Here is a 26,086-nt window from a genome sequence, read left to right as displayed (position 1 = left end):
TGTTCGCCTTTTTTGTTTTCATATTATTGAAAGCCTTTATTTATTCAGTTTAAAATTTAAATAAATAGACAATGCTTGTTTAGGTGTTACATTTCCGCCAAATAAATTATGAGAAATTGGCAAGGTATAATTTGCACCAAAAATAAAATCTTTAGTAGTTATTTCTGCTCCAACAGTTCCGTTAAACACAGTTCCATCTGTTTTAGCAATTTTTTCTTCATACTGTTCTATTTTATTGTAAATATTACCATTAAAACCCACAAAAGGCAACAACATATACTTTTCTTTAGCAATAGCATAAAAGAAATTAGAGGCATAACTAAACTGATTTCCAAACCTGTAATCGTTTTTATTTTCTCCTTTTAAATAATACGTTAAATTGGTATTTACACCAAATTTATCTGCACCATAACTGTGTGCAAAGCATAAAACACCATCAAAACTACCAGTTCCTAATTGAAAACCAGGGTTTACTCTGTCTGTTAAAATTTGCTCGAATTTACCTGTTGGTAATTTTGTTCCTATACCAATTTCTATGGAGTGACCAGAAGGTTCCTTTTGTACATTTGTATATAATTTGGCTTTTTCCTTATCAAATTTTTTATAGAATTTTATTTTATACCAACCCATAATAGTTGCGTCTCCAAAACCATTTATATTTTCTGCTCTGTCTGTATATTTTCTTTTTAAATCTTGATAAGGTAAAATTGCGCTCACATAAAACTTTTCAGTTAAAGGAACTCTTCCCCAAAGTTGATAAGTATGAAAATTCTCTTTGCTTGTAGGTGAGTTTGAAAAGATTCCATCTTTAGATTCAAAACTTTGATAAATGTAACGAAAACCTACAAAACTTGCATTGTTTAAAGTTCCTAAACCAAAACTACCACTACTTGTAGAGCAACCGCATAAATCGCAAGAAAAACTAACTTGTGATATAAATATAAACCCTAAAACTAGGATTAATTTTTTGATTTTAAAATTCTGCAAAACGTTCATCATTTAAAAAAGTATTATCTGTTAATGTTTTTAGAAAAGCTAATAAAGCTGTTTTTTCATCGGTAGTGATATCAATTCCTAAACTACCATCATTTTTAATCAATAAAGGATCTACAACTCCTCCGTTTTCTGTCATCCCGTCTGTATAAAAATCAAGAACATCTTCTAAAGTTCCAAACCTACCATCATGCATATAAGGAAAAGACATTTCTATATTTCTAAGACTTGGTACTCTAAATTTATAGAAGTCTGCTTCAAAACCAGAAACACGTTTTCTACCTTCTTCTTCCGTAAATTTAGTATTATAAGGAATTCCGTTATTTCTATATGTTTTATCTGTAAATAATTCTCCAGAATGACAAGTAGCACATTTATTATTAAAGATTTTTAAACCTTCGCTTTCTAAAGTTGTAAAAGCAGTATCGTCTTCATTTCTAACAACTTTATCATATTTAGAATCGCCAGAAATCATAGTTACCATAAATTGAGAAAGTGCCTTTAACATTCTTTCTGATGTAACTTCTGCATCTCCAAAAGCATTCGTAAATAATGTTTCATATTCTGAATAAGAACTTAATTTTTCTAAAACTGAAGGAATGGTTTCGTTCATTTCTACTTCACTTGTAATAGGAATTACTGGTTGAAGATCTAAATGAATTGCTGCTCCATCCCAGGTAAATTCTGTGAAAAAAGCTAGGTTTTGTATAGGCTGTGTATTTCTAAAACCCGTTTTTCCATCTACTCCATGACTAATGGTGTGCCCATGATGTGTAAATGCAGATGCTTGTTCATGACAAAATCCACAAGAAATAATATTATCTGAAGCTAATCGTCCTTCATAAAATAGTTTTTTACCCAAAGCAATTCCTTCTTCTGTTAAAGGATTTTTTGACAAATCGTATTCTAATTCCGGAAAATTACTCGGTATTTCTAAGTCTAAATTAGTAGGAACATAAATGTACTCCTCATCATTAGAACAAGAAAATAAAATAAATATTCCTAAAAAAAATAAGTTATAATTTTTCATAATTAAAAGATTAAAAACGCAATTAGAAAACCTCTAATTGCGTTTTTGTTAAATTTAATTATGTACGTGATCTACAGTAAACATACCATTAACATTGGTTGAAATCTGTGGAGATTTTACTGCGTCTACATGTATTTGAGCAGCATCATCTAATAAAAAACTTGTTGTTCCGGCAAGTACTTTAGAAATATCTGCAACAACATGTATTTCTGGAGTTGTGTCTACTCTAACTCTTGCTGAGTTTGTTAAATCTAAAGTTACTTCTTTATAATTATCTAAAGCAGTACCGTGGCTTCCCATATGAAAAGCAAAAGCAGTTTCTGTTGTTGTTTCATCTGAAGTATAAACACCTTCAAAAACAAAAAACTTATAACCAGCTTGCCAAGACCACATCATACCTGCATCTTGTGCTAAGGTTAAAAAATCTCCTTGACCTGTTGCTCCTTCTAAATACTTTTCTTTATCTACCCCAATTCCAAAAGTTATTTTTGTGTAATTTCCTGCAGGAACATTTGTAAGGTTTATAAACTGAGAGGCTCCATCTTCTTCTGTAACAATAAAATAAGAATCTTCTTTGGGATATGTAAAAACAACTCCATCTTCATCTTCTAACCTAATATTACTAACAATATATTTTACTTTAGAAATTTTAACTTCTTCTGTTTCATTTGCATCATAAGAAGTTGTGGTTAATAATAAATCTGAAGTACTATAAGAATTATCGAATTCTAAAGAAACATTTCCTTCTCCTGTTATTTCTTCTTCTTCGCTTGAACATGCAGTAATTGTTAGCGCAATAAAACATGCAGCTATGTATTTTGTAATTTTCATTATTTTCTTTTTTTAATACTTTTTGGTTTAAAAGTATTATGGTTTTTATAAATAGGTGTAGTTTATTATAGCACAGAAGTATCTTATAGAAAACCTAAAATGGTTCTATAAAAAAGCACTAAAATAATTTTAATGTAATTTGAGTTCTATTTAAGAAAGAAAATCTGGAGGTTGTTCCAAAAAGTTAACAAGATTTATTGGATTTAAAAATCGTAATTTCCAATTATCTTTTATGTTTACTTGAGGTAGTTTTTTTATGCTATAACTATATGCTTCTTCTTTAAAAACAGGGAAAAATGCTTCGGAAATTGTATTTAAACCTTTTATATCGTTATCAGAAAGATCTACTTGAGGAGCAATTTGTTTTGCTAAATGACATTTACCATTACATTGTAACTGTGGCTTTTCTTTATTTACACAATACGTTTCTATAATGTAATCTATATTATACTCAAAATAAGCAATATACCCTAAATGATAGATTGGTCTTAGAGCAAAAGCTACAAATAAAGTTATGAAAATAATTTTTTTCAGAAAATAATTTTTCCGCAAATATAGAACTTAGGTAAGAAAAGTACAGATATATTTTAAAATTTTTCTGGCACAAAAGTTTGATAATCCATTGGTGGTCTTACATACGCTTTACCATCTGGCAATGGAGGTAACTCAATTGGTTTTATATTCATTTGTTCGTAAGGAATTTTACTTAACATATGGCTTATACAATTTAACCTTGCTTTCTTTTTATTATCAGAATTCACAACGTACCAAGGCACTTGTTTGGTGTCTGTATGAGCAAACATATTGTCTTTTGCTTTTGAATATTCTAACCAACGAGAACGAGATTCTAAATCCATAGGACTGAATTTCCATCTTTTTAAAGGATTTGAAATACGGTTTTTAAAACGTTTTTCTTGCTCTTCATCACTTACAGAAAACCAATATTTTAAAACGATTATTCCAGATCTTACTAACATGCGTTCAAACTCAGGGCAAGAACGCAAAAACTCATCATACTCATCGTTAGTACAAAACCCCATCACTTTTTCTACTCCGGCTCTGTTATACCAGCTTCTATCAAACAAAACAATTTCTCCTGCAGCAGGTAAATATTGTACATAACGCTGAAAATACCATTGAGATTTTTCTCTTTCTGTAGGAACACCTAAAGCAACCACTTTACAAATTCTTGGGTTTAAAGGTTCTGTAAATCTTTTAATAGTTCCTCCTTTTCCAGAAGCATCTCTTCCTTCAAAAAGTATAACTACTTTTAAACCTTGGTTTTTAACCCATTCTTGCATATGAACCAGTTCTGTATGTAATTTTGCTAGTTCTTGATCGTAATTAAATTTCTTTTTTTTGCTGTTTGATGAAGTAGATTTTTCCATTTAAGCAATTTACAAAAAATTAAAAAAAAGGAACAAGAATTCCATGTTGATTCCTTATTTTAAATTAATTATAAATAATAAGAGTTCAAAAAAAGAGTTTTAGGTTTAATCAAAATTAAATACCCTATTTTTGCTTTTCGTTTTACTATTAAATTAAAAAAACTAAGTCTTTGTTAAACTATTATTCTTATCCACACACAACTTCTAAAGAATGGGTAACTTTTGTTCATGGAGCAGGAGGTAGTAGTTCTATTTGGTATAAACAAGTGCGCGATTTTAAAAAGCATTTTAATGTTTTAATTTTAGATTTACGTGGCCATGGAAATAGCAAACCAACATTAAAAGACACTTTTAATCCCAAGTACACTTTCGATTCTATTACTCATGATATTGTTGAGGTTATTGATCATTTAAAAATAAAAAAATCACACTTTATTGGTATTTCTTTAGGTACTATTTTAATTAGAAATCTAGCAGAAAAAAGATCGGAATTGGTACAAAGTATGATAATGGGTGGAGCAATTATAAAAATGAACTTTAGATCTCAAGTGCTAATGAAAGTTGGTAATATCTTTAAATCTGTGGTTCCTTATATGATGTTATACAAACTCTTTGCATTTATTATTATGCCAAAGAAGAATCATAAAAAATCGCGATCTTTATTTGTAAACGAAGCAAAAAAATTATACCAAAAAGAATTTTTACGTTGGTTTAAATTAACTTCAGAAATCAACCCTTTATTACGTTTTTTTAGAACAAAAGATATCAAAATACCTACTTTATATATTATGGGAGCTGAAGATCATTTGTTTTTACCTTCTATTAAAAATATTGTTTCTAAACATGTAACATCTTCGTTATTTGTGGTTGATAATTGTGGACATGTAGTAAATGTTGAGCAACCAGAAACATTTAACAACCAAACAATTCAATTTATTACATCTTTATAAATTTAACGATATAATTCCAAATAAAACAGCAGTCTAAGATTATTTTATAAAGTATCTTTGCTTTTTAAAAGTTTTTAGTATGAATCAAATAATTACGTTTGGAGAAGTTTTAATGAGAATTTCACCACGTGGAAACAAAAAGTTTATTCAATCAAATAATGTAGAATTTTATTTTGGTGGTACAGAAGTAAATGTAGGTATTTCTATTGCTAATTTTGGTGGTAAGGTGAAACATATTAGTTGTATTTCTAATGATTTTATTGGTAAAACAGCTATTTCTTATTTAAATAAATTTGATTTAGACACTTCTGCAATTGTGCGCTCTAATAGACCTTTAGGTGTTTATTTTTTAGAAGTTGGAGCAGTAATGAGACCAAGTTCTATTTCTTACAATCGATCACATTCTGCTTTTTCAGAAATTAAACCCGCAATGGTAAATTGGGAAACCTCTTTAGAAAATGGTAAATGGTTTCATTGGACCGGAATTACACCTGCTCTTAATAAAGGCGCTCAAGAAACTTTGTTAGAAGGTATAAAACTTGCTAGAAAAAAAGGAATGCAAGTTTCTGCAGATCCAACTTATAGAAGTGGATTATGGAATTATGGTGAAAACCCAAGAGAAATTTTATCTGAATTAGTAGAATATTCTACCGTTTTTATCGGTGGAGTTAATGAAATAAATGAACTTTTAGAAACCGATTTTTCTTTTTCTAATGAAGATTTTATTGAAGCAAGTAAACAATTAATGGAAAGATACCCATCCATAGAAAAAGTATTTGATAAGATTAGAACTTCTATCAATTCTTCTTGGCATAAAATACGAGCAAGAATGTGGAATGGTAAAGAGTTTAAAGAAACACAAGATTTAGATATTACACATATTATTGATAGAATTGGAACTGGAGATGCTTTTGCTGCTGGTGTAATACATGGTTTGCAGAAATTTGATGACTACAAAGCTATGGAATTTGGTAGTGCTGCTTGTGCTATAAAACACACATACTTAGGTGATGTAAATTATGCAGATGAAGAAGAAGTTATTAGTATTCTAGATGGAAATACTACAGGAAGATTAAAAAGATAATATTAAAAAAATAGCATAAAAAAAGGCGAGTTATAATAATTCGCCTTTTTTATTTTATGAGTTCATTAACTCTTCAATTTCATCTGCTTCAATAGGTATATTTTGCATTAAATTAAAAGGTGCTCCTTTTTCTTGAACCACAACATCATCTTCTAAACGAATTCCAAAACCTTCATCAGGTATGTAAATTCCAGGTTCTACTGTAAATACCATTTTTGCTTCTATTGGTTTGTGTAATAAACCATAATCATGCGTATCTAAACCAATATGATGAGAAGTTCCATGCATAAAATACTTTTTATATGCAGGCCAGTCTTTATCTTCATTTTGTAGATCAGCTTTATCTAGTAAACCTAGGTTTAGTAATTCAGAAGTCATAATTTCGCCAACTTCTACATGATATTCTTTCCATAAAGTTCCAGGAACCAATAATTTTGTAGCTTCTTTTTTAACGTAATTTACAGCATTGTATACCGCTTTTTGTCTGTCAGAAAATTTACCAGAAACAGGTATTGTTCTTGTTAAATCACTTTTGTAATTTGCGTATTCTGCTGCAATATCTAGTAAGATTAAATCACCACTTTTACATTCTTTATTATTCTCCATGTAATGCAAAACATTGGCGCTATTTCCTGAAGCTATAATTGGTGAATAAGCAAAGCCTTTAGAACGATTCTTTACAAACTCATGTATTAATTCTGCTTCAAGTTCATATTCCCAAACACCCGGTTTTACAAAACCTAAAAGTCTACGAAAACCTTTTTCGGTAATATTACAAGCATGTTGCATTAAATCTAATTCTATTTGGTCTTTTACAGAACGTAAACGTTGCATAATAGGATTACTTTTAGCCACAGAATGTGCAGGATATTTTGCCAACAACCATTTTGTAAAACGAGCTTCTCGTGTTTCTGTTTCTACATTGGCTCTATAATGTTCGTTTGTGTTGATGTAAAAAGTATCTGCATAAGTAGACAATTCAAAAAGTACTTTTTCTAAATCCTGTAACCAATACACTGTTTTAATTCCAGAGGTTTCAAAAGCAGCTTCTTTTGTTAATTTCGCTCCTTCCCAAACTGCAATATGATCATTGGTTTCTCTAACAAATAAGATTTCTCTATGATCTTCTTTAGGACAATCAGGAAATAAAAACAAAACACTTTCTTCTTGATCTACACCACTTAAATAAAAAATATCTCTATGCTGCTCAAAAGGTAAAGTACTATCTGCACTTATTGGATAAATATCATTAGAATTAAAAATCGCTAAACTATTTGGCTTCATAGCTGAAGCAAAATTTTTACGATTTTTTATGAATAATTGTGAGTCTATTTTATCGTATTTCATACTGATGAATTTATGTTGAAATACAAAGGTAGCAAATAATTAATACGAAGTTAAAATCTAGCTAGTAAACAAAAAACCTTTTCTTTTTTTAAAAACAGAAAAGGTTAAAGTATAAAATTAATTTTATTTTTTTCGTTAAAAACGTTTCTTTTTTGGTGCGCCAGTTCTCCCTCTTCCAGAAGCAGCACCTGCAGGTTTATTTCCTTTAAAATGAGGTTTTCTTTTTGGCTTATTTTGATTTGATGAATCTGAGTTTCCTCCTTTTTTCTTCTTACCAAAAGAACCTTTACTTTGCGTTGCCGCTCTTTTTGGAGGGGCTGTATCTGTAGGTTCAAAACCTTTTACAATGTTAGATTCTAGCTTTTCTTTTAATAATTTTTCAATCTCATTTTGATATTCTGTTTCTTCACTACACACTAAAGAAATTGCTTCTCCAGCAGCTCCTGCTCTACCTGTTCTACCAATTCTATGTACATAATCTTCTGGTACATTTGGCAATTCATAATTAATTACATGTGGTAATAATGGAATATCTAACCCACGTGCAGCAATATCTGTAGCAACTAAAATTCTAATCGAATTCTCTTTAAAGTTTTTTAGCGCTTTTGTTCTGGCTCCTTGACTTTTATTTCCATGAATGGCAGCTGCAGAAATTTTGGCTTTTATTAAGTTTTGAGTTAACCTATTAGCACCATGTTTTGTTCTTGTAAAGATTAAAACTTGATTCCAATTTCCGTCTTTTATCAACTTAATTGTAAACTCAGTTTTTTTCTTTTTATCAACTTTATAAACCTTGTGTGTAACTTTCTTTGCTGTTGAATTTTGAGGCTCAGCTTCTACAGAAACAGGGTTTTTTAAAATACCTGCTGCCAATTTTTTAATATCGTTAGAAAAAGTTGCAGAAAATAACAAATTCTGACGTTTTGCAGGCATAAAACTGATAATCTTGTTGATATCTCTAACAAAACCCATGTCTAACATTCTATCTGCTTCGTCTAAAATTAAAACATCTACACGTTTAAAAGAAAGCGCTTTTTGATCGTGTAAATCTAATAATCTACCTGGTGTTGCTACTAAAATATCAACACCTCTTTTTAAAGTTGCAATTTGTGGTTTTGCATTTACTCCGCCAAAAACTACAGCAGATTTTATATTTGCGTATTTACTATATTCTCTTACATTATCATAAACTTGGGCTGCTAATTCTCTTGTTGGCGTTAAAACTAACGCTCTTAATGGTCTGTATTTTGGATGTTTTGTATCTGTTAAATATTGTAAAACAGGTAACGTAAAACCTGCTGTTTTTCCTGTACCAGTTTGTGCAGAAGCTAAAAGATCTTTTCCTTCTAATATATGTGGAATTGCTTTTTCTTGTATTGGTGATGGTTTGGTATATCCTTTTTCGGCAACTGCTTTTACCAATGCTGGAGATAAACCTAAATCTGAAAATGTCATAGAAATTATTTATGAAAGTAACTTTATGTAGTTGTTTCTAGCTGCAAAGATACACTGTTTTAAATTGGTGAGAATTGACTGTTAACTCCTATTTTATGTTAATTTTTTTGATATTGAAAATACAAGTGGTAATTTCATCACTTAAAACCAAAACTTATTTCTTATGAAATCTATTTTCAAGTTTTTATTGATGTGTTTTTCGGCAACTTTAATTGCACAAACAGCAACAAATTCAGATATCATTCAACAATCTTTAGTAAAGAAATCACAAATGATGAAATCTTCTTTAGTTAAGAATATTGAATTTACAAATATTGGACCAACAGTAATGAGTGGACGTGTTGTTGATGTTTCTGTAAATCCAGAAAACACTACAGAATTTTATGTTGGTTATGCTTCTGGTGGATTGTGGTATACAAATAATAACGGAACAACTTTTACACCCGTTTTAGACAATTCGCCAACGCAAAATATTGGTGATATTGCTGTAGATTGGAAATCTGGAACAATTTGGGTTGGTACTGGAGAAAAAAATTCTTCGCGTTCAAGTTATGCGGGAATCGGGGTTTTAAAATCTACGGATAAAGGTCAAACTTGGAAAAATGTTGGTTTACTAGATTCTCATCACGTGAGTAGAATTCTCATCAATCCTAATAATTCTAATGAAGTTATTGTTGGTGTTATTGGACATTTATATTCTTCTAATGATGAAAGAGGAATTTTTAAAACTACAGATGGAGGAAAAACTTGGACAAAATCATTATTTATAAATAAAGACACTGGTATTATTGATGTTGCTTTTGCACCAAATAACTTTAATGTAATGTATGCTTCTTCTTGGGAAAGAGAACGTAAAGCATGGAATTTTGATGGTGATGGAAACAATTCTGCAATTTACAAAAGTACTGATGCTGGTAATTCTTGGACAAAAATTGCTGATAAAAGTGGTTTTCCTGTTGGAAATGGAGTTGGTAGAATTGGTTTAGCAGTTTTTAATGAAAATACAGTTTATGCTTTTCATGATAGCCAGTTTAGAAGAAAAGAAGACAAGAAAAAGAAAACTTCTAATGCATTAACCAAAGAAGATTTTAAAGCAATGTCTGCTGATGAGTTTTATAAATTAACTGATAAAAAATTAAATACCTATTTAAAAACAAATGGATTTCAAGAAAAATACAGAGCAGAAAATGTAAAACAAATGGTACGTTCTGGAAACGTAAAACCTATTGATTTAGCAAAGTATTTAGAAGATGCAAATTCTCTATTATTTGACACACCGGTTGTTGGAGCAGAAGTTTTTAAAACTACAAACGGAGGTAAATCTTGGAAAAAAACACATGAAGGAACTTTAGATGATTTATATTATTCTTATGGATATTATTTTGGTGAAATTCGTGTGGATTTACAAGATGAAAATGGAATTTACGTTTTAGGAGTTCCTATTTTAAAATCTAAAGATGGAGGAAAAACTTTTAATTCTATCAGTAAAGAAAATGTGCATGCAGATCATCAAGCACTTTGGGTAAATCCTAAAAAACCGGGTCATTTAATCAATGGAAATGATGGTGGTTTAAACATTTCTTATGATGATGGTCAAAACTGGATTAAGCTAAATGATCCTGCAGTTGGGCAATTTTATTCTGTTTATGCAGACAATCAAAAAAATTACAAAGTCTATGGTGGCTTGCAAGACAATGGAGTTTGGGTTGCCAATCATAATGCGAGAATTGACAAGCGTTGGCAACAAACTGGTCAAAACCCTTATGAATCAATTATGGGAGGAGATGGAATGCAAGTTCAGGTTGATGATAGAAACTCAAATATTGTTTATACAGGTTATCAATTTGGGAATTATTATAGAATTGATAGAGAAAGTGGCGATAACAAATACATTCAACCAAAACATACTTTGGGTGAAAATCCATATAGGTTTAACTGGCAAACTCCAATTCATTTATCTAAACACAACCAAGATATTTTATATTTAGGAGGAAATAAATTACACCGTTCTTTAAATAAAGGTGATGATTGGGAAACCATTTCTGGTGATTTAACGAATGGAGGAAAAAAAGGAAATGTTGCTTATGGAACTTTGACTTCAATTTCTGAAAGTCCGTTTCAATTCGGATTAATTTATGTGGGTTCTGATGACGGTTTTGTAAACGTAACCAAAAACGGAGGAGGAAGTTGGACACGTATTTCTAACAATTTACCTCAGAATTTATGGGTTTCTAGAGTAATTGCTTCTAAATTTAAAAAAGAACGCGTGTATGTAACTTTAAACGGTTATCGTTTTGACGATTTTACGTCTTATGTGTATATGTCTGATGATTATGGACAAACTTGGAAAAACATTGGTAACTCAATTCCTACTTCTTCTGTAAATGTAATAAAAGAAGATTCTGAAAACGAAAACGTGTTGTATTTAGGTACAGATAATGGTTTGTACGTTTCTTTTAACCAAGGAAATTCTTGGGAAGCATTTAGTAAAAACTTGCCAAATGTTGCTGTGCATGATTTGGTAATTCAACCTACTGCAAAACATTTAATTATTGGAACTCACGGACGTAGTTTATACAAAGCAAATATTAGACCAATACAAGAGTTTACAAAAGGAATTCGTAAACACGATAAATTAGAAATTTTCACCATTAATTCTATTAAAAAAAGAAAATCTTGGGGAAGTTCTTGGAGCAAATGGTTGGATGCAAATACACCTGAATTAAACATTCCTTTTTATGCTAATTCAAGTAAAAAGGTAACTGTGGATATTTTTTCTGATGAAACAAAAGTAAATTCATTTTCTATAGATGCAGACAAAGGTTTTAACGAAGCTATCTTTGATCTTTCGTTTTCTAAAAAAGGATTAAAAGCTTACCAAAAAGCAGATAAAGATGCCAATTTAAAGAAAGCTAAAAATGATGTGTACTATTTACCTAAAGGAAAATATACTGTTAAAATTGGTGATGAAAAAAGCGAATTTGAAGTAAAATAGAAAAGTATAAAAATTACAAAAAGGCGCTAATTTTCAAATGAATTTTAGCGCTTTTTTGTAATTCTTATTTAATAATTCTGTTTTTTTGATTCAACTTGCTACAACGAAACTTCTAATGTCATTTCGACTGAAATATAGAAATCTATTTGAGGTGTTATTATTGAGGTTTTTCAATTCCACTTTGTTTCACTCAAAATGACAAACTGCATGTATTTATTACAATAAAACTTCTAATGTCATTACAACTGAAAAGGAGAAATCTAATTGAGATATTATTGTTGAGATTTTCGATTCCACTTTGTTTCACTTAAAATGACAAACTAGATGTCATTTTGACCTTGTGGAGAAATCTCAAATACAGACGGATCTTAACTACAATACAATCCTATAGAAACGACAATATATACCTTATATTAGTTCAATGAAAAAGACATTGGGAACTCACAATTATTACATTTATATAATTACCAATAAAAGTAAAACGGTTTTATATATTGGTGTCACAAATAATTTAAAAGAAAGATTGTTTTACCATTCAAATCCAGAAGCAAATTCTAAACATTTTTCTCATAAATATAATTGTAAATATTTAGTATATTTTGAACATTATCAAGATATTGAAACCGCAATTAGTAGAGAAAAGCAGTTAAAAAAATGGAATAGAAAGAAAAAAGACTTTTTGATTTCTAAGAAAAACCCAAATTGGGATTTTTTGAATGATGAGGTATAGAGTTTTAAGTTTTAAAATAGATTTTTCGACTACGTTTCACTTCGCTCAAAATGACAAATAGAATGTCATTTCGACCTTGTAGAGAAATCTAAATAAAATATTACTGATGAGATTTCTAAGCTACATTAATTTGCTTCGCAAGCTACTTTCAATAAAAATGTCTTTTTATTTTAGTAATATTCGAAATGACAGAATAAATTCTATAAAAAACTTAAATAGATTATAATATTTTTTTCAAATTCAGAAGTATGATTAAAAAACACTTTTTGATTCTCTAATTCTGCTTCTATTAACCAATAAGAACCTTTAAAATAAGCGTTTAAAACGGTTGCTTTTAATTTTGATTTTTCTACAACTTGTATTTGATGAGGATACAATAAAACTGTTTTATTGTTGATGATAATTTCGTTTACATCATCGAACAAAGCAGCAATGTATTTTTCTTTTGGATTGTTGTAAATTTCTTTTGGAGAATTGTTTTCTAGAATCTTATTGTCTTTGATAATAATGAGTGTATCTGCAAATGAAAGTGCGTCATTTTTATCATGAGTTGCTACAATACAAGAAATATTTTTCTCTTTTAAGTAACTAAATAAATTTCTTCTTAAAGAATTCTTTTTAAAGTTATCTATTTGTCCAAAAGGTTCATCTAATAACAATAATTGAGGCTCTTTTGCCAAAGCTCTTGCAATGGCAACTCGTTGTTTTTGACCACCACTTAAGTTTTTAACCATTGTGTTTTCAAAAGCCTGCATTTGTATCACTTTTAGCAATTCCTGTGTTCTTAATTCGCTTTCTTCTGGATGAAAACGTGATAAGAATTTTTTTATATTTTCTGATACAGAAATATAAGGCATCAAGTCGAAATCTTGCGCTACATATTTAAAATTTTTAAAACCTGGAACTAAATGTTTTTTAGGTCCAAAGATTTGTTCTTCGTTCCAAAAAATAGCGCCTTTATTTAAATCTACTAAACCATAAATTGCTTTTAAAAGTGTCGATTTTCCACAACCACTTTCTCCCATTACACAAAGGTGTTCTCCTTGTTGTAAAGAAAAATTAAAATCGTTTAATATTGATTTTTTGTTGTTATAAGAAAAAGAAATGTTGTTCACTTTTAGCATGTTGCAAAAATAGGTTTTCTATTTTGAATTTGTTCTCGATACTATTTTTTTTGAAAAGCAAAAAAATCACTCGAACTGACAATTGGTTAACAAATACGTCTGCGTTAGCGATTGAAACGGCATCCTTTTTTTATGCTGAACTGGATTCATTATCTTTATTTAATTATTAAATTCATCTTTATTAGAGCAGATACTGAAATAAATTCAGCATAAAAAAAGATATAGTGGAAAGCGCGACTTGGTCCTGAATGCCTTCAGGATAGAGTAACGCCCAACTTCTCGATACAATTTTTCTTATTCTTCAAAAAATTACTCGAAGTGACAAAAAAGAAAAACCGACACAAAAATGTATCGGTTTTAGAATTTATAAGAAAATCTGTTTAAGATTTAATTTTACTTTTAGGCGGATTAGGTAATTGATCAAACCCCATATTAAATAACGTAAACCCAAAAATATCTGAATATTGCTCTATTGTTTTGGCAACTGGAGTTCCTGCTCCATGACCAGCATTTGTTTCTATTCTTATTAAAGTTGGATTTTTTCCTGATTGTTTTTCTTGTAATTCTGCAGCAAATTTAAAACTGTGTGCAGGCACAACTCTATCATCATGATCTCCTGTAGTTACTAAAGTTGCAGGGTATTTTACACCTTCTTTCACATTATGTACAGGTGAATATCCTTTTAAATAATCAAACATTTCTTTACTGTCTTCTGCTGTTCCATAATCATACGCCCAACCTGCACCTGCAGTAAATGTGTGATAACGTAACATGTCTAAAACACCAACAGCTGGTAGTGCAACTTTCATTAATTCGGGTCTTTGCGTCATCGTTGCTCCAACTAATAAACCTCCGTTAGAACCTCCTCTAATTGCTAAATAATCTGAAGATGTATATTTTTCTGTAATTAAATATTCTGCAGCCGCAATAAAATCATCAAATACATTTTGTTTCTTTAATTGAGTTCCTGCATCGTGCCATTTTTTACCATATTCTCCTCCACCACGTAAATTAGGAACTGCATACACACCACCTTGTTCCATCCAAACTGCGTTTGCAATACTAAAACTTGGTGTTAAACTGATATTGAAACCTCCATAACCATATAATATAGTTGGGTTTTTACCATTTAATTCTACGCCTTTTTTATGCGTAATTATCATTGGTACTTTTGTTCCGTCTTTTGATGTATAAAAAACTTGTTTACTTGTATAGGCATCAGAATTAAAATCTACAGCAGGTTTCCAATACGTTTCATACGTTCCGTCTTTTGGATTAAATTTATACAAAGAACTTGGTGTGCTATAATTTGTAAAAGAAAAGTATAATTCTTTATCTTCTGTTTTTCCACCAAAACCACCAGAAGAACCCACTCCAGGTAATTTTACTTCTCTAATTAATTTTCCATCAAAATCGTATTGTAAAACTTTAGAAACCGCATCTACCATGTATTCTGCAAAGAAATATCCAGCACCAGAATTTAAACTCAAAACATTTTCTGTTTCAGGAATAAAATCTTTCCAATTTTCTTCTGTAGGACTTTCTGCATCAACAGTAATCACTTTTTTATTTGGCGCATTTAAATTAGTGACCAAATATAATTTACTATCTCTATTTTCTGTTACATACGTATCACTATCAAAATTATTAATTACCGTTTTTAATTTTGATTTTTTATCAGATAAATCTTTGATAAACAACTTGTTTCCTGATGTTGAAGTTGATGCAGTAATTACTAAATACCTATTATCTTCTGTTAAATAACCACCAACATATCTATGTTTTTCTGATGCTTTTGCTCCAAAAACAACAGCATCTTCTTTTTGAGAAGTTCCTAGTTTGTGATAATACAATTTATGTTGATCTGTTTTTGCAGACAACTCACTGCCTTTTGGTTTATCGTAACTAGAATAGTAAAAACCTTCGTTTTTGTACCAAGAAATTCCAGAGAATTTTACATCAATTAAAGTATCTCCTTTAATCAATTTAGATTCTGCATCCATTACAATAATTTTACGCCAGTCAGAACCTCCTTCAGAAATTGCATATGCAGCCATTTTTCCATCTTTAGAAAAACTTAAAGAACCTAAAGAAGTTGTTCCGTCTTCAGAAAAAGTATTTGGATCTAAGAAAACTTCTGGTTCAGCATCTCCTTTTTTTCTATACACTACATATTGGTTTTGTAAACCATTATTTTTATAGAAATATGTGTAATCTCCTTCTTTAAAAGGTCTACCTACTTTTTCGTAATTCCATAATTCTGATAAACGAGATTTTAACTGCTCTCTGTATGGAATTTTACTTAAATAATCGAAAGTAACTTCGTTTTCTGCTTTTACCCAAGCTTCTGTTTCTTTACTTCTATCATCTTCTAGCCATCTGTAGTTGTCTACAACTGCAGTGCCAAAAAGTGAATCTACAACTGGTTTTTTTGCAGTTTCTGGATACGTTAAATCTATATTTCTTTGTTTCATTTCTTCTTTACAAGAGACTAAAATAGCACTTGCCATTAAAATAGGTAAGATGATTTTGTTTTTCATGTTTATAAAATTTGGTATTACCTCAAAATTAGCGGTTATTTAACATATTGCTAGTTATTTAACAATTTTTAACATTTAAAATTTCACATAGTTCATACATTGTAATTTACAACACATAAAAACGACTACATTTGTATAAAAACAGAAAATAGATTCCCAAATTTTGGGAAATAATAAATGAATTATGACAGAAAATTTAACAAAAGAAACTTTTTTAAAAAAAGTATTTAATTTTGAAGAAAATCAAGATTGGAAATTTGAAGGAGACAAACCTGTATTAATAGATTTTTACGCAGATTGGTGTGGACCATGTAAAGCTTTGGCTCCTGTTTTAGAAGTTTTATCTGAAGAATATGAAGGTAAAATTGATATTTATAAAATAGATACAGAAGCAGAACAAGAGTTAGCTGCTGCGTTTGGAATTAGAAGTATTCCTTCTATGTTGTTTTGTCCTGCAGAAGGGCAACCACAAATGGCAAATGGCGCTTTACCAAAAGCAGAATTAGAACGTATTATTGCTGATGTTTTAAAGGTGGAAAAATAAAAGCCCATCCTAACCTTCTCAAAGGGAAGGAAACTTCACTCTTATGTTTTTACTCATGTGAAACCATATTTACAGAAAAAGCAATATTTATTATTCAAAATCCTGAAAGTAAATTTTCAGGATTTTTTTTATCAAAAAAAATATACATAAGAATCTAATGTATAGGGAAATTATGCATATATTTGTTACAAGAAAAATTATATAAAAAACTTCTCGATACAATTTCGATTGAAAAAATCGAAATCACTCGAAGTGACAGTGAAAACAAATAAACAGTTACACGATTACACATTTTACAATATGGGAAATCAGAAATTATACAAAGGTTCTTTACAAACCATCATTTTAAAATTATTAGAAACTAATGATAAAATGTATGGTTATGAAATTACGCAAAAAGTAAAAGAACTCACCAAAGGCGGACTAAAAATTACTGAAGGTGCTTTGTACCCTGCATTGCACAAACTAGAAGCCGATGGCTTATTAGATGTAGAAGTTGCAAAAGTTGGTAACAGACTTAGAAAATATTACAAATTAACTGAAAGCGGAACCAAAGAAACTGCCAACAAGTTGGATGAAATGCAAGAGTTTTTAAAAACGATGCAACAATTAGTGAATCCTAAATTTAGTTTGGAGTAAAAATTTTTTAGCTATGGAATTAACAACTGGAGAAATACAAAGAGTAGAACATTATTTAGATGTAAAAGATATCAAGTTTATAGATATCAGGTTTGAGGTTTTAGATCACATAATTTCTGATATAGAATCTAAAATAACAAAAGAGAATATCGATTTTGAAACTGCATTTTCCCATGTTACTGATAAATGGAATGTACATTTAAAACATTCTTCTAGTTACATGTTTGGAACTATGTTTTCTGTTCCTAAAATTGTACTAAAAAAAGCCAAAAAAAGGTTTTCAAAATGGTTTTTTATTCCTTTTTTAATATTTTTTGCTACATATTTTCTTGTTGAAAAATCAAGTTATTTTTTATCTGAAAATATTCTAGATGAGTTTAACATGCTTTTTCAATTTTTATCTGTTTCTTCTTTTATAGTTTTTGTAACATTATTTTTATTAAAACATAAACTTAAAACCTCAACCACTTATAGCTTTATTTTAAATACACAAAGTTTAAATTTATTTATGGCGTTAATCATTTTATTTGATTATAACTACATAAATAGAGATGGCACTTTAGACTCAATTCAAGTCTCTATTTTGTTGTGTTATATTTACTCAACATATACTTATTTTCATTTCTACAAAAAACACAAAGAAGCTATCAAAAAATATAAAAATCTATAAAGTTTGTATTCATGAAACTAACCCAAAATCATATACAAGAACTCTATAATTTTACAAGAAAACATTATGTAGAATATTATGATGTGCAAACAGAATTGGTAGATCATTTGGCAAATGATATAGAAAGTATTTGTGCAGAAAATTCTAATTTAACTTTTGAACAAGCTAGAGATATTTCTTTCAAAAAATTTGGCATTTTTGGTTTTATGACTGTTGTTGAGCAAAAGGAATCTCAAATGACAAAAAAATATCTTAAGACCATTTTAAAATTTGCAAAAGAGTGGTTTCAGTTACCAAAAATAGTTTTAACACTCAGTTTACTTTTTGGCTTTTATCAATTACAAAAGTTACCAAGTGCTTATTATGTATACGCTTCTGTTTTTGGAGTCGTTATAATTTTAGAAATTATTACATTAATTAGAAATAGTAGAAAATTAAAAAAGAACTTTAAAGAAACAGGCAAAAAATGGATGTTTCAAAAAATTATTTCTATAAACGGAATAGGAAATTCTGCCTTAGTCCTTTTTTATCTTTACGATTTCTTTCTTCCTGATAGCACAAAAGACTTTTTATTAATGGGAGATTTTAGAAAAGCACTTTCTGCAATATTAATCACTTTTTTAGTAATATTTGGCTATATAACATTGGTTGTAATTCCACAAAAAGCAGAGGAATTGCTAGAAGAAACGTATCCAGAATATAAATTATCAAAAACTTTGTAACAAATTCTGCTTCTAGACTACTTATTATCAATCAAACTAATTACTATATATGATTTCACACTTTTTAAAATTAGAATGGAAACAATTTGTTCGTTCTGCTACCTTTGGAAAAAGCATTGCTTTAAAAATACTTATGGGGTTTTTTGCACTCTATTTTATTGTTACTTTTTTAGCAATTGGTGTTGGAGGTTACTTTATTTTAAAGAAAGAATTTCCAGATTCAGATCCTTTACAATTAGTAAATTCTTATCTACTTTTTGCAATTCTTGGAGATCTAATTTTCAGGTATTTAATGCAAAAATTACCTATAATGAACATAAAACCAATGCTTACTTTACCAATTAAAAAAAGCAAGTTGGTACACTATGTTTTAAGAAAATCATCTTTCTCATTCTTTAATATTATGGGATTGTTTTTTTACATCCCTTTTGCAGTAGTTTTAATCAAAGAAGGATATAATACAGCTGGAGTTTTAGGTTGGTTATTTACAATGATATTAATTATTCAATCTGCAAATTTCCTAAACTTTATAATCAATAAAAATAATATTGCTTTAGGTGTTATTGGAACAATTTTGTTAAGTTTAATAGGTTTACAAAAGTTTGATATTGTTGATGTTGTTGGTTATGGAGGACAAATTTTTGATGCTATTTATGCAAACCCAATCTATTCTATAGTTGGAGTAGTTGTGTTGGTTGTTTTATATCAATTAAATTATAAACAATTACGCAATCAAGTATATTTAGATGCTGCAGTTGCAGATAAAGTGGAAGAAGCAAATACTTCTGATATGACTTGGGCAGATAAATTAGGTGATATTGCTCCGTTTATAAAAAACGATATGCGTTTAATTTGGAGAAACAAAAGAACTAAAACGGTATTTATGATGTCATTTTTATTCTTGTTTTATGGATTAATCTTTTTTACAAATCCACTAATCATAGAAAAAATGCCAATAATGTTTATTTTTGCAGCTCTATTTGTTACAGGAGGTTTCACTTTAAATTACGGGCAATTTATTCCTGCTTGGGATAGTTCTCATTATAAGATGCTAATGAGTCAAAGTTTTAGGTATCGTAAATTTTTAGAATCTAAATGGTTTTTAATGGTTGCAATGACAGTAATTTTATACTTTTTAAGTATTCCTTATATCTATTTTGGATGGGATATTTTCTTAATGATTACAGCAGGCGCAATATTTAACATCGGTTTTAACTCCTTGTTTTTATTGTACGCAGGTTCGTTTAACAGAAAAAGAATAGATTTAACAAAAGGAGGTTTTTCTAATATGCAAGGAACAAGTGCAACTCAGTTTCTAATAGTGTTGCCAATTATGGGAATACCAATGTTATTGTTTTGGGGGTTTAAAGCTCTAATTAGTTTTAACGCAGGTATAATTGCAATTGCAGTTGTTGGAATTTTAGGATTAGTTCTAAAAAACTACATCATGAATTTTATCGAAAAAAAATACATTAAAGACAAATACGCTATGATTAACGCTTTTGGAAAAGAAGCATAATTCAACCTTAAAAAAGACACAATGATTACAATAGATACAATTTCAAAAAAATACGGAAAAGCAGAAGTTTTAAATGTAGATTCAATAAAAATACCAACAGGCCAAAGTTTTGGTTTGGTTGGTAATAATGGCGCAGGAAAAACTACATTATTTAATATTCTTTTAGATTTAATTAGACCTACAACGGGTGCAATTACAAATAATAATATTGTTGTAAACCAAAGTGAAGCATGGAAAAATTTTACAGGTTCTTTTATCGACGAATCTTTTTTAATAGGATATTTAACTCCAGAAGAATATTTCGATTTTATTGGTGATTTAAGAGGAATGAATAAAGCTGATGTTACTTCTTTCTTATCTCAGTTTAATGAGTTTTTCAATGATGAAATTATCGGAAAGAAAAAATATCTGAGAGACTTAAGTAAAGGAAATCAGAAAAAAGCAGGAATTGTTGCTGCCTTAATGGGAAACCCACAAGTTGTGGTTTTAGATGAACCTTTTGCAAATTTAGATCCAACAACACAAATTAGGTTAAAAGCCATCATTAAAAAATTAACAGAAAACAGAGAAATTACAGTTTTGGTTTCTAGTCACGATTTAACACATGTAACAGAAGTTTGTGAAAGAATTGTGGTTTTAGATAAAGGAAATGTGGTAAAAGATATAGAAACATCTACAGAAACTTTACAAGAATTAGAAAGCTATTTTTCTGTATAAGCCTTCCATTCTTAATTTATTACTATTTTTACACTCTTATTTATACTATTTCACAAAGAAAGTAGTTGTAAATAAGAGTTTATTATTTACTTAGCTTTTTAAATTAATCGTTTAATCAATATTTATTTTTGTGAAATTCACTAAAAAAATAGTTTTAATTCTTTCTGTATTTGCAGTTATATATTCTTGTAGCACAAAAAAAGATACTGTTGTTAGCAGAAATTGGCATTCATTAAACACAAAATTTAACGTATTATTTAATGGTAAAGAAGCTTTTAAAAAAGGTATTGATGCTATTAATAATGATTATGAAGACGATTGGTTTCAACAATTGCCCATAGAACCTATTAAGTTTGAAGGCGAAAAAATAGATGCTCCTAAATTTAATACAGGAATTGGTGCTGGTTTTGATGATGAAGAAAGCCAAGAAAAGAAAGCTTCTACTCCATTTGGTATTGCAGAAGAAAAAGCTGTAAAAGCGATTCAAAAGCACGGTATGAACATTGATGGAATTGAACGTAACAGTCAAATTGATGATTCTTACCTACTTTTAGGAAAAGCACGTTATTACGATCAACGTTTTATACCTGCCATAGAAGCTTTTAATTATGTAATTACTAATTACCCTTTTGCAAGTTTAATTAACGAAACTAAAATTTGGAGAGCAAAAACAAATATTAGATTAGATAATGAAGAGTTTGCAATAGAATCTATGAAACTTTTGCTTCAAGTAAAAGATACGCTAGAAGTAGATTTACCAGAAGAAATTAAAGAACATGGTTATACAACTTTAGCAATGGCTTATGTAAAAACAGATAGCCTTCAAAAAGTAAAAAAATACCTTACCAAAGCTACAGAGACTTTAAATAATAGTAATCAAGGTGCAAGAAACCTGTTTGTTTTAGGACAAATTTATAGTTCAGAAAACAAAAAAGATTCTGCTTCTATGGTTTTTAATAAAATTATCGACTTTAAAAAAGCTCCAAAAAAATATAAAATGCATGCTAATATTGAATTAGCAAAAAATTCTACTAGCGATTCAACAACTGTTGCTGTTTTAGAAAAATTGCATAAATTGATTAAAGAAAGAGAAAACAGACCTTATTTAGATGAATTGTATTACCAAGTTGGGTTTTTACATGAAAAAAATGACAGTATCAATTTAGCTATCGATTATTACAACAGATCACTTAGAGCTGAATCTGATAATGTTAAACAAAAGACTTTTACTTTTGAAAGATTAGGTAACATCAATTTTAAAGACTCAAAATATCAATTAGCAAGTGCTTATTATGATAGTATTTTAAGTATTTCTGTTGATAGTTTAAATCTTAGAATAAGACGAATTAAAAGAAAACATAAAAATTTAGCTTCTTTAATTAATTTTGAAAACATTGTAACTGAAAACGATAGTATTATTAAAATAGCTTCTCTTTCTAAAACAGATCAAGAAACCTATTTTCAAAAATATATTGATGATTTAAAAAAGGCCGATAAAGATGCTGCTCAGTTAAAATTGAATCAAGCAGCTTTTGGTGCTGATTTTGGCGGAAATTCTTTACAATCTAATAAAAAAGGAAAATGGTATTTCTATAATCCTCAATCTTTAAATTTTGGCCAAACAGAATTTAAAAAAATATGGGGAAATAGAAAATTAGAAGATGATTGGAGATGGTCTTCTAAAATAGAAACAAGTGCCACAGAAAAGGATTCTGTACAAGTAGAACAAGTAAATTTACGTTACGATTTAGCTAGTTATTTAAAAACAATTCCGAGTACTACAGGTGCAATTGATACTTTAAAATTAGATAGAAATCAAGCTTTATACGAATTAGGATTAATTTATAAGGAACAATTTAAAAATCCAAAAATAGCTATTGAAAGATTAGAACGAGTTGCCTCTTTAAATCCTAAGAAAGAATTGATTTTACCAATTAACTGGCATTTATATAAAATTTATCAAGATTTAGGTGAAGATCTAAAATCAAACAAACATAAAAATATAATTCTTACCAATTATCCAAATACCATTTTTGCTAAGACAATTAAAAATCCGAATAAAAAAATTGAAGAAGATATTTCGGTGAACGAAGTAGAAAATAAATATAGAGAACTTTACTATTTATACAAAGAAAATAAGTTTCAAGAAACAGTTAAAAAAGTAGTAGACATTTTACCATCAATACAAAATTCAAAATTAATTGCTAAATTTGAACTTTTAAGAGCCTATGCAATAGGTAAGTACACCAATAAAGAAACTTATAAATTTGCATTAGAAGCTATTGTAATTAAATACGGAAATACAGAAGAAGGAAAGCAGGCAAAAAAGATAGTAGAACAATTAAGTAAATAAAACTATGTTTAGTAGTAAAGATAAAAAACCACAAAAAGCTAAAGTTATGGAAAGAAATGTTGTCGCTAAAAACACAACAATTGTTGGAGATATTAAATCGGATGGAGATTTTAGAATTGATGGCACTTTAGAAGGAACATTAATAACCAATGGAAGAGTTATTATTGGTACTGATGGATTTATTAAAGGAAATGTAGAGGCTACAAATGCAGATATAGAAGGTAAGTTTTCTGGAGATCTTTTAGTATCAAATACCTTAACTATAAAAACTACAGCAGACATTTCTGGAGATGTTGTTATTGGAAAACTTTCTATAGAACCAGGTGCATCATTTAATGCTACTTGTTCTATGAAAGGAGCTATAAAAGAATTGAATTCTGGTAATGAACAAAAAAGACGCTCAGAAAAAACCGCTTAATAAAGCAATACAGCTCTCAGGTGCAGGTTTGCAAATGGGGTTAACTATCTATTTAGGTTTTTTGTTAGGCAAATGGTTAGATGTTAAGTTTGAAACTTCTTTTTTAAAAGAAACTGTAACTTTACTCGCCATATTTTTAGCAATGTATTCATTAATAAAAAAAGCGAATAAAATTAATGGTTAAAAGCATTCTAGTTTATTCTTTTGTTTTCTTTTCTCTATTTTTATTATGCTTTTCTCTCCATAATTTCTTTTTAGAAAATCAGCAAATTATTTTACCTTATTCCTTAAAAAAAGTATACCTATTTCACCTTGGTTTTTCACTTGTAATTTGCATCAATTTCTTGGTATTTTCTACTGTTGATAAAATCTTTGAGCAATTAGGTTTTATCTATTTAGGTACTATTCTTTTAAAATTATTATTATTTAGTTTAATCTTTTACAAGTCAATATTTACAGAAGAAGGACTACCTTTTGTTGCAAGATTATCTCTATTTATTCCAATGATAGTTTTTTTATTAACAGAAGCAATTTTTGTTGCTAAAATATTGAAGAAAAAGCAATAATTAAAAATAGCTTTGAAAAAGGTTTGAGATTATGAATAATTCTATATCTTTGCGCCGAATTTAGAAAGCGTATTTAAACAATGAAGATTGCACAAAAAACAATCAAGTTTCTTTTAATAGCAGCAATAACCTTCTTTTCTACAGTTGGTTTTGCATCAGAATCTGATAAAAAACACGATGACCAAAACGATGGTGGGCGTGTAAATACGAAAGAAGAAGTAGAAGCTTATATTCTGCACCACATTAAAGATTCTCACGACTTTTCATTTTGGTCTTATACTTCAGATGAAGGAGAAAGAAAGCATGTTGGTTTTCCTTTACCAGTTATTATTTGGTCTAGTGAAGGTTTGGTTACTTTTATGTCTTCAGAATTTCATCATAATGATGATGGACATGTAATTGTAGAAAAAAACGGATTAAAATTCGCAAAGATTCATTCTAAAATTTATGAGTTAGAAAAAGGAGCAACAACTGTTTCTTTTGATGAAACTCACCATGCTACAAACGCACATAAATTATTAGATTTTTCTATTACTAAAAGTGTTGTAGGAATTCTATTAATTGGATTCTTATTATTGTTTTGGTTCTCTAGATTGGCTAAACAATACAAAACGAAACAAGTACCAACAGGTTTTGCTAGAGTATTAGAACCTTTAGTTTTATATGTAAGAGACGAAATTGCAAGACCAAATATTGGTGAAAAACATTATAGAAGATTTACAGGTTATTTATTAACTGTATTTTTCTTTATTTGGGTTTTAAACTTATCTGGTTTAACTCCATTAGGATTTAATGTTACAGGTCAGTTAGCAGTTACAGGTTGTTTGGCAATTTTTACATTAGTAATATATACAGTGAGTGGAAATAAGGATTACTGGATGCACATGATTTGGATGCCAGGGGTTCCTGTTTTAATTAGACCCGTTTTAGCAATTATAGAATTAGCTGGAGCGTTAATAATTAAACCATTTTCATTATTAGTACGTTTGTTCGCAAACATATCAGCAGGTCATATTGTGGTAATGAGCTTAATAGCAATTATGTTTACTCTTAAAGAATCACTTGGTGTGGTTGGAGCAACAGGATTGTCTTTAGTATTATCATTTTTTATAACATTAATTGAGGTTTTAGTGGCTTTCTTACAGGCTTATATCTTTACAATGCTTTCAGCATTATTTATAGGTATGGCTGTAGCAGATCACTCAGAAGCTCATTAATACAAATTTGTTTAATTTAATAAAAATCATTTAAAATGGTAACTTACAATTTAATTGGAGCAGGATTAATCGTAATCGGAGCAGGAATTGGTTTAGGTCAAATTGGTGGAAAAGCAATGGAAGGTATTGCTAGACAACCAGAAGCAACTGGAAAAATTCAAACAGCAATGATTATTATCGCTGCATTATTAGAAGGTTTAGCATTTGGTGCATTATTCTTAGGAAAATAATCCAAACAAAAACAAAAAATAGCG

The 26,086-nt window shown here is 29.2% G+C and carries 25 protein-coding genes; 16 read left to right on the top strand and 9 right to left on the bottom strand.

Features of this window, described 5'->3' with window-relative positions:
• Positions 1 to 36: 36 nt before the first annotated feature.
• The 5 genes from PHEL85_RS11770 to ppk2 all read right to left on the bottom strand — a co-directional run bounded on the left by PHEL85_RS11770 (position 37) and on the right by ppk2 (position 4,242).
• Positions 37 to 996, bottom strand: coding sequence for a hypothetical protein (locus PHEL85_RS11770; RefSeq protein ID WP_235318285.1), 960 nt, complete (start codon positions 994 to 996; stop codon positions 37 to 39).
• Positions 974 to 2,023 carry a cytochrome-c peroxidase gene (locus tag PHEL85_RS11765; RefSeq protein ID WP_036825224.1) on the bottom strand — a complete coding sequence of 350 codons (1,050 nt, stop codon included), beginning with the start codon at positions 2,021 to 2,023 and terminating at the stop codon, positions 974 to 976. Before PHEL85_RS11765 ends, PHEL85_RS11770 begins: the two co-directional genes overlap by 23 nt.
• A 54-nt stretch (positions 2,024 to 2,077) precedes the next feature.
• On the bottom strand, positions 2,078 to 2,854 hold the full coding sequence (locus PHEL85_RS11760; RefSeq protein ID WP_036825222.1) for an MbnP family protein: 777 nt from the start codon (positions 2,852 to 2,854) through the stop codon (positions 2,078 to 2,080).
• Between the two features lie 150 nt (positions 2,855 to 3,004).
• Positions 3,005 to 3,406: a hypothetical protein gene (locus PHEL85_RS17390; protein ID WP_052108555.1), complete on the bottom strand. Its 402-nt coding sequence runs from the start codon at positions 3,404 to 3,406 to the stop codon at positions 3,005 to 3,007.
• A 35-nt stretch (positions 3,407 to 3,441) separates the two neighbouring features.
• Positions 3,442 to 4,242, bottom strand: a complete 801-nt coding sequence (ppk2, locus tag PHEL85_RS11750; RefSeq protein WP_036825220.1) for a polyphosphate kinase 2 — start codon at positions 4,240 to 4,242, stop codon at positions 3,442 to 3,444.
• Positions 4,243 to 4,412: 170 nt separating this feature from the next.
• Here ppk2 and PHEL85_RS11745 point away from each other — a divergent pair, with 170 nt between their 5' ends.
• Together PHEL85_RS11745 and PHEL85_RS11740 are read left to right on the top strand one after the other, a co-directional pair.
• On the top strand, positions 4,413 to 5,192 hold the full coding sequence (locus PHEL85_RS11745) for an alpha/beta fold hydrolase (RefSeq protein ID WP_036825218.1): 780 nt from the start codon (positions 4,413 to 4,415) through the stop codon (positions 5,190 to 5,192).
• Between the two features lie 79 nt (positions 5,193 to 5,271).
• A complete protein-coding gene (locus PHEL85_RS11740) occupies positions 5,272 to 6,276 on the top strand; it encodes a sugar kinase (RefSeq protein WP_036825217.1) in 1,005 nt (334 codons plus the stop codon).
• A gap of 54 nt (positions 6,277 to 6,330) precedes the next feature.
• Here the strand turns inward: PHEL85_RS11740 and PHEL85_RS11735 are convergent, their stop codons facing one another.
• Together PHEL85_RS11735 and PHEL85_RS11730 are read right to left on the bottom strand one after the other, a co-directional pair.
• On the bottom strand, positions 6,331 to 7,623 hold the full coding sequence (locus PHEL85_RS11735) for an aminopeptidase P family protein (RefSeq protein WP_036825215.1): 1,293 nt from the start codon (positions 7,621 to 7,623) through the stop codon (positions 6,331 to 6,333).
• A 135-nt stretch (positions 7,624 to 7,758) separates the two neighbouring features.
• Positions 7,759 to 9,078: a DEAD/DEAH box helicase gene (locus PHEL85_RS11730; RefSeq protein ID WP_036825214.1), complete on the bottom strand. Its 1,320-nt coding sequence runs from the start codon at positions 9,076 to 9,078 to the stop codon at positions 7,759 to 7,761.
• A 163-nt stretch (positions 9,079 to 9,241) separates the two neighbouring features.
• On the opposite strand from PHEL85_RS11730, the gene PHEL85_RS11725 reads away from it, so the two are divergent.
• Together PHEL85_RS11725 and PHEL85_RS11720 are read left to right on the top strand one after the other, a co-directional pair.
• Positions 9,242 to 12,073: a VPS10 domain-containing protein gene (locus PHEL85_RS11725; protein ID WP_081965132.1), complete on the top strand. Its 2,832-nt coding sequence runs from the start codon at positions 9,242 to 9,244 to the stop codon at positions 12,071 to 12,073.
• A 421-nt stretch (positions 12,074 to 12,494) separates the two neighbouring features.
• A complete protein-coding gene (locus PHEL85_RS11720) occupies positions 12,495 to 12,803 on the top strand; it encodes a GIY-YIG nuclease family protein (RefSeq protein ID WP_036825210.1) in 309 nt (102 codons plus the stop codon).
• Between the two features lie 200 nt (positions 12,804 to 13,003).
• Here PHEL85_RS11720 and PHEL85_RS11715 read toward each other — a convergent pair whose 3' ends face one another.
• Both PHEL85_RS11715 and PHEL85_RS11710 read right to left on the bottom strand, forming a co-directional pair.
• Positions 13,004 to 13,927 (bottom strand): ABC transporter ATP-binding protein, encoded by a 924-nt coding sequence (locus PHEL85_RS11715; protein ID WP_036825208.1) that lies wholly within the window; start codon positions 13,925 to 13,927, stop codon positions 13,004 to 13,006.
• Positions 13,928 to 14,307: 380 nt separating this feature from the next.
• Positions 14,308 to 16,467, bottom strand: a complete 2,160-nt coding sequence (locus tag PHEL85_RS11710) for a prolyl oligopeptidase family serine peptidase (protein ID WP_036825206.1) — start codon at positions 16,465 to 16,467, stop codon at positions 14,308 to 14,310.
• 184 nt (positions 16,468 to 16,651) lie between these two features.
• On the opposite strand from PHEL85_RS11710, the gene trxA reads away from it, so the two are divergent.
• The 12 genes from trxA to atpE all read left to right on the top strand — a co-directional run bounded on the left by trxA (position 16,652) and on the right by atpE (position 26,062).
• Entirely contained in the window at positions 16,652 to 17,011 is a 360-nt protein-coding gene (trxA, locus tag PHEL85_RS11705) for a thioredoxin (protein ID WP_036825204.1), read from the top strand.
• A 300-nt stretch (positions 17,012 to 17,311) separates the two neighbouring features.
• Complete coding sequence (locus PHEL85_RS11700; protein ID WP_036825203.1) at positions 17,312 to 17,650, top strand: PadR family transcriptional regulator; 339 nt, start codon at positions 17,312 to 17,314, stop codon at positions 17,648 to 17,650.
• Between the two features lie 13 nt (positions 17,651 to 17,663).
• Positions 17,664 to 18,320: a hypothetical protein gene (locus PHEL85_RS11695; RefSeq protein WP_036825202.1), complete on the top strand. Its 657-nt coding sequence runs from the start codon at positions 17,664 to 17,666 to the stop codon at positions 18,318 to 18,320.
• Positions 18,321 to 18,331: 11 nt separating this feature from the next.
• Complete coding sequence (locus PHEL85_RS11690; protein WP_036825200.1) at positions 18,332 to 19,042, top strand: hypothetical protein; 711 nt, start codon at positions 18,332 to 18,334, stop codon at positions 19,040 to 19,042.
• A gap of 49 nt (positions 19,043 to 19,091) precedes the next feature.
• Entirely contained in the window at positions 19,092 to 20,561 is a 1,470-nt protein-coding gene (locus PHEL85_RS11685; protein WP_036825197.1) for a DUF5687 family protein, read from the top strand.
• Positions 20,562 to 20,582: 21 nt separating this feature from the next.
• Positions 20,583 to 21,278 (top strand): ABC transporter ATP-binding protein, encoded by a 696-nt coding sequence (locus PHEL85_RS11680; protein ID WP_036825195.1) that lies wholly within the window; start codon positions 20,583 to 20,585, stop codon positions 21,276 to 21,278.
• Positions 21,279 to 21,408: 130 nt separating this feature from the next.
• A complete protein-coding gene (locus PHEL85_RS11675; RefSeq protein WP_036825191.1) occupies positions 21,409 to 23,631 on the top strand; it encodes a tetratricopeptide repeat protein in 2,223 nt (740 codons plus the stop codon).
• A gap of 4 nt (positions 23,632 to 23,635) precedes the next feature.
• Positions 23,636 to 24,049 (top strand): polymer-forming cytoskeletal protein, encoded by a 414-nt coding sequence (locus tag PHEL85_RS11670; protein ID WP_036825189.1) that lies wholly within the window; start codon positions 23,636 to 23,638, stop codon positions 24,047 to 24,049.
• Positions 24,015 to 24,233, top strand: coding sequence for an AtpZ/AtpI family protein (locus PHEL85_RS11665; protein WP_036825186.1), 219 nt, complete (start codon positions 24,015 to 24,017; stop codon positions 24,231 to 24,233). The genes PHEL85_RS11670 and PHEL85_RS11665 overlap by 35 nt, the downstream gene beginning before the upstream one ends.
• Positions 24,226 to 24,615 (top strand): DUF6168 family protein, encoded by a 390-nt coding sequence (locus PHEL85_RS11660; protein WP_036825182.1) that lies wholly within the window; start codon positions 24,226 to 24,228, stop codon positions 24,613 to 24,615. The genes PHEL85_RS11665 and PHEL85_RS11660 overlap by 8 nt, the downstream gene beginning before the upstream one ends.
• A gap of 80 nt (positions 24,616 to 24,695) precedes the next feature.
• Positions 24,696 to 25,832 carry a F0F1 ATP synthase subunit A gene (gene atpB / locus PHEL85_RS11655; RefSeq protein ID WP_036825179.1) on the top strand — a complete coding sequence of 379 codons (1,137 nt, stop codon included), beginning with the start codon at positions 24,696 to 24,698 and terminating at the stop codon, positions 25,830 to 25,832.
• Positions 25,833 to 25,867: 35 nt separating this feature from the next.
• Positions 25,868 to 26,062, top strand: coding sequence for an ATP synthase F0 subunit C (gene atpE, locus PHEL85_RS11650; RefSeq protein ID WP_036825176.1), 195 nt, complete (start codon positions 25,868 to 25,870; stop codon positions 26,060 to 26,062).
• Positions 26,063 to 26,086: the final 24 nt, after the last annotated feature.

The sequence above is a fragment of the Polaribacter sp. Hel1_85 genome (assembly GCF_000766795.1).
GTDB lineage: Bacteria > Bacteroidota > Bacteroidia > Flavobacteriales > Flavobacteriaceae > Polaribacter.
Note: the sequence above shows the minus strand (reverse complement) of the source record. Positions and strands in the feature narration are given on the sequence as shown.

Excerpts from the sequence above, each read along its gene's own strand:
- PHEL85_RS11735 (WP_036825215.1), bottom strand. The coding sequence starts at position 7,623 with ATGAAATACGATAAAATAGACTCACAATTATTCATAAAAAATCGTAAA.
- atpB (WP_036825179.1), top strand. The coding sequence starts at position 24,696 with ATGAAGATTGCACAAAAAACAATCAAGTTTCTTTTAATAGCAGCAATA.
- PHEL85_RS11765 (WP_036825224.1), bottom strand. The coding sequence starts at position 2,023 with ATGAAAAATTATAACTTATTTTTTTTAGGAATATTTATTTTATTTTCT.
- PHEL85_RS11680 (WP_036825195.1), top strand. The coding sequence starts at position 20,583 with ATGATTACAATAGATACAATTTCAAAAAAATACGGAAAAGCAGAAGTT.
- PHEL85_RS11760 (WP_036825222.1), bottom strand. The coding sequence starts at position 2,854 with ATGAAAATTACAAAATACATAGCTGCATGTTTTATTGCGCTAACAATT.
- PHEL85_RS11700 (WP_036825203.1), top strand. The coding sequence starts at position 17,312 with ATGGGAAATCAGAAATTATACAAAGGTTCTTTACAAACCATCATTTTA.
- ppk2 (WP_036825220.1), bottom strand. The coding sequence starts at position 4,242 with ATGGAAAAATCTACTTCATCAAACAGCAAAAAAAAGAAATTTAATTAC.
- PHEL85_RS11715 (WP_036825208.1), bottom strand. The coding sequence starts at position 13,927 with ATGCTAAAAGTGAACAACATTTCTTTTTCTTATAACAACAAAAAATCA.
- PHEL85_RS11695 (WP_036825202.1), top strand. The coding sequence starts at position 17,664 with ATGGAATTAACAACTGGAGAAATACAAAGAGTAGAACATTATTTAGAT.
- PHEL85_RS11690 (WP_036825200.1), top strand. The coding sequence starts at position 18,332 with ATGAAACTAACCCAAAATCATATACAAGAACTCTATAATTTTACAAGA.
- PHEL85_RS11770 (WP_235318285.1), bottom strand. The coding sequence starts at position 996 with ATGAACGTTTTGCAGAATTTTAAAATCAAAAAATTAATCCTAGTTTTA.
- atpE (WP_036825176.1), top strand. The coding sequence starts at position 25,868 with ATGGTAACTTACAATTTAATTGGAGCAGGATTAATCGTAATCGGAGCA.
- PHEL85_RS11710 (WP_036825206.1), bottom strand. The coding sequence starts at position 16,467 with ATGAAAAACAAAATCATCTTACCTATTTTAATGGCAAGTGCTATTTTA.
- PHEL85_RS11720 (WP_036825210.1), top strand. The coding sequence starts at position 12,495 with ATGAAAAAGACATTGGGAACTCACAATTATTACATTTATATAATTACC.
- PHEL85_RS11725 (WP_081965132.1), top strand. The coding sequence starts at position 9,242 with ATGAAATCTATTTTCAAGTTTTTATTGATGTGTTTTTCGGCAACTTTA.
- trxA (WP_036825204.1), top strand. The coding sequence starts at position 16,652 with ATGACAGAAAATTTAACAAAAGAAACTTTTTTAAAAAAAGTATTTAAT.
- PHEL85_RS11670 (WP_036825189.1), top strand. The coding sequence starts at position 23,636 with ATGTTTAGTAGTAAAGATAAAAAACCACAAAAAGCTAAAGTTATGGAA.
- PHEL85_RS11665 (WP_036825186.1), top strand. The coding sequence starts at position 24,015 with ATGAACAAAAAAGACGCTCAGAAAAAACCGCTTAATAAAGCAATACAG.
- PHEL85_RS11730 (WP_036825214.1), bottom strand. The coding sequence starts at position 9,078 with ATGACATTTTCAGATTTAGGTTTATCTCCAGCATTGGTAAAAGCAGTT.
- PHEL85_RS11740 (WP_036825217.1), top strand. The coding sequence starts at position 5,272 with ATGAATCAAATAATTACGTTTGGAGAAGTTTTAATGAGAATTTCACCA.
- PHEL85_RS11685 (WP_036825197.1), top strand. The coding sequence starts at position 19,092 with ATGATTTCACACTTTTTAAAATTAGAATGGAAACAATTTGTTCGTTCT.
- PHEL85_RS11660 (WP_036825182.1), top strand. The coding sequence starts at position 24,226 with ATGGTTAAAAGCATTCTAGTTTATTCTTTTGTTTTCTTTTCTCTATTT.